This window comes from Flavobacterium cyanobacteriorum, from assembly GCF_002251835.1.
GTDB classification, from domain to species: domain Bacteria; phylum Bacteroidota; class Bacteroidia; order Flavobacteriales; family Flavobacteriaceae; genus Flavobacterium; species Flavobacterium cyanobacteriorum.
Map to the genome: position 1 here is coordinate 1 of NZ_NOXV01000177.1, position 6,877 is coordinate 6,877.

At 45.3% G+C, this 6,877-nt stretch carries 11 protein-coding genes; 1 reads left to right on the forward strand and 10 read right to left on the reverse strand.

Going from position 1 to position 6,877, the window contains the following annotated elements; translation table 11 throughout:
- Nucleotides 1–324: 324 nt before the first annotated feature.
- From CHU92_RS03300 to CHU92_RS03320, 5 genes are all read right to left on the reverse strand, one after another.
- Nucleotides 325–867 (reverse strand): GNAT family N-acetyltransferase, encoded by a 543-nt coding sequence (locus CHU92_RS03300; RefSeq protein WP_094412575.1) that lies wholly within the window; start codon nt 865–867, stop codon nt 325–327.
- A 51-nt stretch (nt 868–918) separates the two neighbouring features.
- Nucleotides 919–1,476, reverse strand: a complete 558-nt coding sequence (locus CHU92_RS03305; protein ID WP_129582996.1) for a hypothetical protein — start codon at nt 1,474–1,476, stop codon at nt 919–921.
- Between the two features lie 102 nt (nt 1,477–1,578).
- Entirely contained in the window at nt 1,579–2,517 is a 939-nt protein-coding gene (locus CHU92_RS03310) for an extracellular catalytic domain type 1 short-chain-length polyhydroxyalkanoate depolymerase (protein ID WP_094412579.1), read from the reverse strand.
- Between the two features lie 469 nt (nt 2,518–2,986).
- Nucleotides 2,987–3,748 (reverse strand): SDR family NAD(P)-dependent oxidoreductase, encoded by a 762-nt coding sequence (locus CHU92_RS03315; protein ID WP_094412581.1) that lies wholly within the window; start codon nt 3,746–3,748, stop codon nt 2,987–2,989.
- A 125-nt stretch (nt 3,749–3,873) separates the two neighbouring features.
- Nucleotides 3,874–4,266, reverse strand: a complete 393-nt coding sequence (locus CHU92_RS03320) for a helix-turn-helix domain-containing protein (RefSeq protein ID WP_094412583.1) — start codon at nt 4,264–4,266, stop codon at nt 3,874–3,876.
- Nucleotides 4,267–4,304: 38 nt separating this feature from the next.
- On the opposite strand from CHU92_RS03320, the gene CHU92_RS03325 reads away from it, so the two are divergent.
- Entirely contained in the window at nt 4,305–4,925 is a 621-nt protein-coding gene (locus tag CHU92_RS03325; RefSeq protein WP_094412585.1) for a 2'-5' RNA ligase family protein, read from the forward strand.
- 30 nt (nt 4,926–4,955) lie between these two features.
- On the opposite strand, the gene xth is transcribed toward CHU92_RS03325, so the two are convergent.
- The 5 genes from xth to CHU92_RS03350 form a co-directional block, all read right to left on the reverse strand.
- Nucleotides 4,956–5,732, reverse strand: coding sequence for an exodeoxyribonuclease III (xth, locus tag CHU92_RS03330; RefSeq protein WP_094412595.1), 777 nt, complete (start codon nt 5,730–5,732; stop codon nt 4,956–4,958).
- 109 nt (nt 5,733–5,841) lie between these two features.
- Complete coding sequence (locus tag CHU92_RS03335; protein WP_094412587.1) at nt 5,842–6,024, reverse strand: hypothetical protein; 183 nt, start codon at nt 6,022–6,024, stop codon at nt 5,842–5,844.
- Between the two features lie 9 nt (nt 6,025–6,033).
- Nucleotides 6,034–6,228: a hypothetical protein gene (locus CHU92_RS03340; protein ID WP_094412589.1), complete on the reverse strand. Its 195-nt coding sequence runs from the start codon at nt 6,226–6,228 to the stop codon at nt 6,034–6,036.
- Between the two features lie 35 nt (nt 6,229–6,263).
- Nucleotides 6,264–6,467 (reverse strand): hypothetical protein, encoded by a 204-nt coding sequence (locus tag CHU92_RS03345; protein ID WP_094412591.1) that lies wholly within the window; start codon nt 6,465–6,467, stop codon nt 6,264–6,266.
- Nucleotides 6,468–6,477: 10 nt separating this feature from the next.
- On the reverse strand, nt 6,478–6,699 hold the full coding sequence (locus tag CHU92_RS03350; RefSeq protein ID WP_094412593.1) for a hypothetical protein: 222 nt from the start codon (nt 6,697–6,699) through the stop codon (nt 6,478–6,480).
- Nucleotides 6,700–6,877 lie beyond the last annotated feature (178 nt).

Genomic DNA, 6,877 nt, shown 5'->3' on the forward strand with positions numbered 1-6,877 from the left:
AATAAAAAACCGTCTCAAAATTTAAGTATTGAGACGGCTTCTTTATTGTCTACTAAACTTTATTACGGTCGGAAAAAGCCTGTTTTATTGATCCTTACTTTTTCTTTGTCAATTTTCCATAGCATCCTGGTGGTAATCTTTATCAATATTTTACTTTATCTTCTAACGGAACAATAATTTCCTGGGAAAATACTTCATGACATAAAAGTAAAAGAAACAGGATATATCTCATTTTTGTAGTTACGATTTAAAAAAATTTTTACAGCACCACAAAAACATTAGGCGGTTTCTATCCCATAATATTTTGATAATGTTGTTCCTGATTCAACTTTCCACATTTAAGGCCATAGAAGTATAGTCGTAGGAAATGTTATCAATCCTAAACATGTCTTTTACAGTAGATACGTGTTCAAATTTCATTTTTTCGTAAAGGCTCTTCGCCGGTGTATTTGCAGTCATTACTTCTAAGTCTATCCAGCATATCCCCGGATAATTGCGGCAATAATCAATAATGAAGTTTAATAGTTTTTGCCCGATTTTTAAATTCCGGAAATTAATGTCAACACCCATTCCAAGAAGAACCCTGTGGCCTGAATTTAGCTGATTATTGGTACGGATATCAGCATGCCCCACAATATTTCCCTCCCCATTTAGAGCAACCCAAGCTTTTCTCCATCCTGTTTCGCCAAACTCTTTGTGTATGCCTTCCAGAAATTTCGCTTTCATTTCATCGGACAGGATTGATTGTTCTTTAGAAAGAGGGAAATATAGCATCGATCCGTTCTGCCCGTTCTCTTTAATGTGAGTGGCCAGGTATTGGAAGAACTCCTCGAGATTTACTTTTTCCAACTCACAAATCAAAATCATTTCCTATATTTTTTAAAATAGATATACGTATTTATTTACAACTATTCATCATCAGCAGGATTGGTGTATCCACCTGTATTTACCATCTTTAAAGGTAATAAGCCCGCCGCCCTCCTCATCCCGCCCTATGAATATTGATGGGTTTTGAAGTTCAATTACTTTAGTGCCCTGAACGTCGCCGCCTGCAGTAAAAATTGTTTCTGTTGTTTCTTTGCCTTCTACGAGCCCCCAGTAATCAGCCCATCCAAATTCTGTAAGATACGCAAATTTTCTACCAAAACCAATCCTGATTTCTTCGTTTGTTTTTCCATGTCGTATTATAATCCCCGTAATCCCTTTTTCTTTTTTATAAAAGGCTTTATCCGGATATCCGTCCCCGTTGAAATCGGCCGTTATTGCATCTGCCAGTTTGTATATTGCTGCTTTTTTAAACCCCTTCAGAGATGGATTTTGCGCATCAGCCTGTATTTCAGCTACTTGCTCAGGGGCATTTTTCGGATTTTCCATAGGATCCTGCCTTAAAACCTGCATGGTAAGCGCGGGTTTTTGACCTGAATGACTACAACCCGTTAAAATCAGGGTTATCAGTAAATAGATTATGTATTTCATAGTCTTTTTGTTGTACCTGGCTTAGTAGGACTGGTTGTTGCTAACACCAGTTAGGTTTAAGTAGTGTGTGCCCGTTCTGGCTACTGCAGGTGTGCGGGGCGATTAGTTCCTTCTCCATCTTTTGCAAAATGCCCAGATTACACTGTTTGCGTTCAAATTCTGTGTTGTCCTGCCTATCACGGAAACACTTTGGTATTGCAGGCCCTGTGGCCAGGTATGCCCTCCATTATTCACTACATAGCCTACCACTTCACTTGTATTGCCTGCATTAGAATAAACATTTTTATCAATAGTAGTACCGTCATTTGCAGTGTCCGGAATGTTAGTCACAACCGGTGAGGAACTACAATTATTGATGGATATCCATTTGGAGACAGCCGCAGAATGGGACATGGCATAGCCTCCGGCGCCAGGCAAAACAATACCGCCGTTTATAGGAACAAAGGGGTCGGCTGTGCCCTGGATAATCATAGCCGGAACGTAGCGGCCTGGGCTGTAATTATTAAAAACACCCTGTTCAAGGGTTGCGCCAACTACAGCAATCGCAGCAATCCTGTCGCTTAGTTCGCAGCCAAGTCTTGAAGCCATGAAACCACCGCTCGACAGGCCGGTTACATAAATCCGTGAAGGGTCAGCATCGAGGTTTGCTACTGCATAATTACATAATTGCCTGAAGTAGTTCACATCATCCACACCCGAAAGGTTTGCGGCAGTTGGCCTTCCGTCATTCCAGGTGTTTAGATAGCCTTGCGGATAGAGAAGTAAAAATTTTTCATTATCAGCAAGGTTCCTGAAATCAGCAACAGCCATCATTCCCTGAGATGTACTCTGCCCACCGTGGTTTACCAACAAGACCGGCATTTTTCCGGCGTTATTGTAACCTTTAGGTTTGTATAAAAGAAAACTCCGTTGCAGGTTGTCCACTGTGAGGTTTACCGTGCTTAGTTCGCCCTCTTTATCCGCAGTCAGGCTGGCCGTTTCATTACTGCTACAACCCGCAATTATTATAATTGCTGTTAAAAATTTACACAACTTGTCCATACCAGAACTTTTCAGGATTTCAGTCCGTTGCCTACACACGCCATGGTTTTACGGCAGGAGGGTATATTAATTACTCGTATAAAGGTAGTTAATTTTTTTGTTGGCCGGATTTTGACCTAAAAAAATCCCTATCGGGCGGACAAGGCACTTCATTGCCCTAAAACAAGGGAAGTGCTTTGCCTTTGTAATTTACACACAGCGTACTTTCCGTTTACATCAATGGTTTTGGGCATATCTTAATCCTAAGAACCCGGTGCTTTTCGTGCATCCTGAACTGAACGCCGAAATGGCACAACTGAAGGCAGCTGTAATAATGCAATTCTCTGAAGCATTCCCGTGTATTAGGCTGGGCACCCATGAGTATAGCTTCAGCCCGCATTATAACCATTGCAGAAAATGTTTTAGCCCTGCTGCCATAGCATAAAAAAAGCGCCGGGAAAGGCGCTTCATATTTATTATCAACAAAATATTATAGGAACATGCCGCCGGAAACCTCAATACGCTGTGCATTTACCCACCGGGCTTCATCACTGCAAAGGAATGCGGCCACCCCGCCAATATCATCGGGTAAGCCCACGCGGCCCAGGGCGGTTTGCGCTGCCAGGTAGCCGTTCAGGTCAGCATTGTCGCGCACGGCGCCGCCGCCAAAATCGGTTTCAATAGCGCCCGGGGCTATAACGTTAGCCCTTATGCCCCTGCTCCCCAATTCTTTTGCCATATACAGCGTAAGGGTTTCAATGCCGCCTTTCATGGCCGCATAAGCGGAATAGCCGGGTATGCTGAAACGGGCCAGCCCTGTGGAAACATTTACAATACCCCCGCCGTCATTCATGTGGGGCAATGCCTTCTGCGTGAGGAAAAAGGCAGCCTTAAAATGGATGTTTACCATCTGGTCAAATTCCTCAGCTGTAGTTTCGGCAAAGGGCTTATAAACACCTGTCCCTGCATTGTTCAGCAGGTAGTCAAAATATTCCGTATCAAAGTTGTCTTTTAAAACTGCTTTTACCTGTATGAAAAAGGCATCAAAGTTGTCTGCGGTGGCGACATCAAGCTGCAATGCGGCCGCTTTTTGCCCCAGGGCTTCAATTTCTTTTACAGTGTTTTTACCTTCGGCTTCATTGCTGTTATAGGTAAGGATTACATTAAGGCCTTTTTTTGCCAGTGCAATTGCCATATTTTTACCCAGACCGCGGCTGCCGCCGGTTACCAGGGCTATTTTTTGTTGTGCCATTTTTTTTAAAATTAACTTGTTAGACTTTATTTTAGCTATACAAAGTTATTATGCCGTACCGGGTAAAAAATGGTGATCTCTTCAGAATTTTTAGCTGTACAATGAATTGCTTTTCCGGGAACCGCTTACACTCCCCGGTTTTTCCTGAACGCCCTCGGGGTAAGGCCGCACATGCCCTTAAAAAACTTGGTAAAATTGGTAGGCTCATTGAACCCGAAGCGCATGGCTATATCGGCAATGGGCATATCGGTTTCTGCCAGCATTTTTTGCGATTCCGCAAGGAAACGTTCTTCAAGGAAATCACAGGGCGACTTGCCGGTGGTAAGTTTTATGGTATTGGTAAGATGCCTGGGATGGATGAACATCTGCTTCCCGAAATCGGAGGCATGCATCCGTTTTGGCTCTTTACCCTGCACAATATCCTGAATGTGGCTTTCGAGCAGCTGTAAAAATCCGGCAGTAATCTCATCCTTACGGGTTAAAATTTTTTTGGGTATGGAATTAGCGGTTGTTTTCATGATGTTAATCGGCTGCACTAAAATACAAAAAACTTACTATGTTTGCGGAACAAAACTTTGTAATGCCTAAAAAGAACCCCTCCCAGTTCAGCCTGTTTCCTGAGCCGCAGTATAGCTACCACATACTGCTTTCTCCTCCAGGCCCTGTTAAAGCCGACGTGGCCGGCATGAAGGAAACGCTTGACGCCATGATAGGTATAGGCATACACAACTTTACCCCTGCGCATATAACCCTGCACACCCTGGAAGCGGCCGAAACCGTTAATATAAAAGACATACTGAAAACTGCGCTGGCAGGCCAGCGAAAATTTACGGTAAAAATGGGCGGCTGTGAAGCCTGGAACCACGCCCTGGTTTTAAAAGTGGCCAACCCTGAGCCCGTTGCCGCACTCGCAGCTATTGTTAAGGCACCACACAAGGCGCCTGTAAAGGTGGAGCGGCAAACCAGCCTACTCGACAGGCCTAAACGCCCCAAGGCTATAATCACGCCACACATAACCATAGCACGGGGGCTTGCTGAAGATGACCTGAACCGGATTGAAGACTTTGCCCCGTTTGATTACCGCAACGAATGGCTGTGTGACCGTGTTACTATTGTACGCCGGAAAAGCGACAGCAACGGCAGATTTGTAAAATATGCTGAAATTAAACTGAAATAATGATTTGTTTTTACCGGTAGTAAAACCGCTTCATTGTCCTGTGATTTCAATCCAGACAGGCGCATGGTCAGATGATTTTTCCCAGCCCCGTACATGGCGGTCTACCCCTGCCTTTTTCAGCCTGTTTTTAAGCTCAGGGCTCAGCAAAAAATGGTCTATCCTCAGGCCGGCATCCCGCTCATACGCATTCCGGAAGTAATCCCAAAATGTATAGATTTTTTCTCCGGGGTAAAGCTCACGGAGCGCATCTGTCCATCCCTGCCCTGTAAGTATTTTAAAAGCTTCCCGCACCTCCGGCCGAAAAAGGGCATCTTTCTGCCACCGCTCCGGTTTATATACATCGAGTTCTGTCGGCATTACATTATAATCGCCCGCCATGACAACAGGTATTTTAAATTCAAGTAAGGCCCTGGCACGCTGTTGCAGCCTTTCGAACCATTTCAGCTTGTAATCAAACTTTGGCCCCGGGGCAGGGTTTCCGTTTGGCAGGTACAGGCAGGCGATGAGCAGGCCACCCACCAGCGCCTCAATATACCTGCTTTGGTCATCGCCTGGGTCTCCCGGCAGCGTACGGCCAACCTCTTTTATATCGAGCCCGCGTGCTAATATGGCTACACCGTTCCAACGGAGCTGACCGTGCCAGAGGGCAGTATATCCAGCAGCATGAATGGCTTCGACAGGAAATTTTTCCGCGGGCGCCTTAAGTTCCTGCAGGCATACAATATCGGGGCGGGCTTCCTCCAGCCAGCGCAGCAGCACGGGCAGCCTGCCGTCAACCCCGTTTACATTATATGTTGCTATTTTCATTCTGCTGTTAATTATCCTAAAGGTACTAAAATTAAATATGGTGCCGGTGCCGGCTATCCATAAAAAACAGCCGTTCAAAGGCTGTCCTCAAAAATATAGCAGATTGTTGTTAAGGGGCCGGAACCGTAGTATCCTGCCCGGTGGTATTTTCGGTACCCGCACCCACGCTGTCAGACACAGGGCCGATATTTTCCGGTGCTGCCTCGCCGTCACTGGCACGGTTGCTGTTCCCGCAGGAAGCAAGCATAAGTGCAACAGCGGCCAGGGGCAAAGTATTTTTTATTATTTTCATATTCTGAAATTAAGGTTTAACAGTTTCTTCATCGGGATTTGCAAGTGTGTCAGTATCTGTGCCGGGTATGTCCTGCGATACAGGCGGAATGGTATCGGCTGTAGGGGTATTTTCTGTTTCTGTACTGCCTGCCTTATTGGCATTGGCACACGAAAAAGATACAACTGTTATAAGGATTAGCACTATTTTAGCTATTGTTTTCATGGCTATTTAATTTAAGGGTTTTACAGGATAATTTTTTACTCGCCGTCAAGTTCGGTATCCGCATCTTTTGTGCTCTTGTTATTGTCAATAGTATCGGTTTGGGTAAAAATTGAGTCGGTAGTCATACCCATATCAGCGTCGCCGTCTTTGTTGCCGGGATTGGTGTCCCTGCAGGACGTGGCGCTCAAGGCAACTACTGCCACCAGCAAATGCGCTGCGTTGTTTAAAAACTTTTTCATACGTGGTTATTTAGGGTTCCTGTTCCTCAATATCTGTTTCATCGCTACGGTTGGTACGGGTTATACTGTCAACCTGGCTTACTACGGTGTCGCCCTCCTGCGGGTCGGTGCTCATTTCAGTTAGTCCGGTAGCCCCTGATGCCTGGCCTGTAGCAGGGTTATCACCTTTTTTACAGGATATGAGGGCAGACAGCCCGATAAGCGCAATCACTGCCGGTTTTATATTTCTCATGGTTTTCTTGCTATGTGTTATGTTTTCAAAGGTACTCCCTTAAATGTTGGCCTTTTGCTATAGGTATATTAAAGTTATGCTAATTGTCACACTATCGGGGGTGGTGCCGGAAGCGCAACAGCCACTGCCCTTAGCCGCGATGGGAGCGGCATCCTCCCCGGCGCCGCGCTTATGGCGG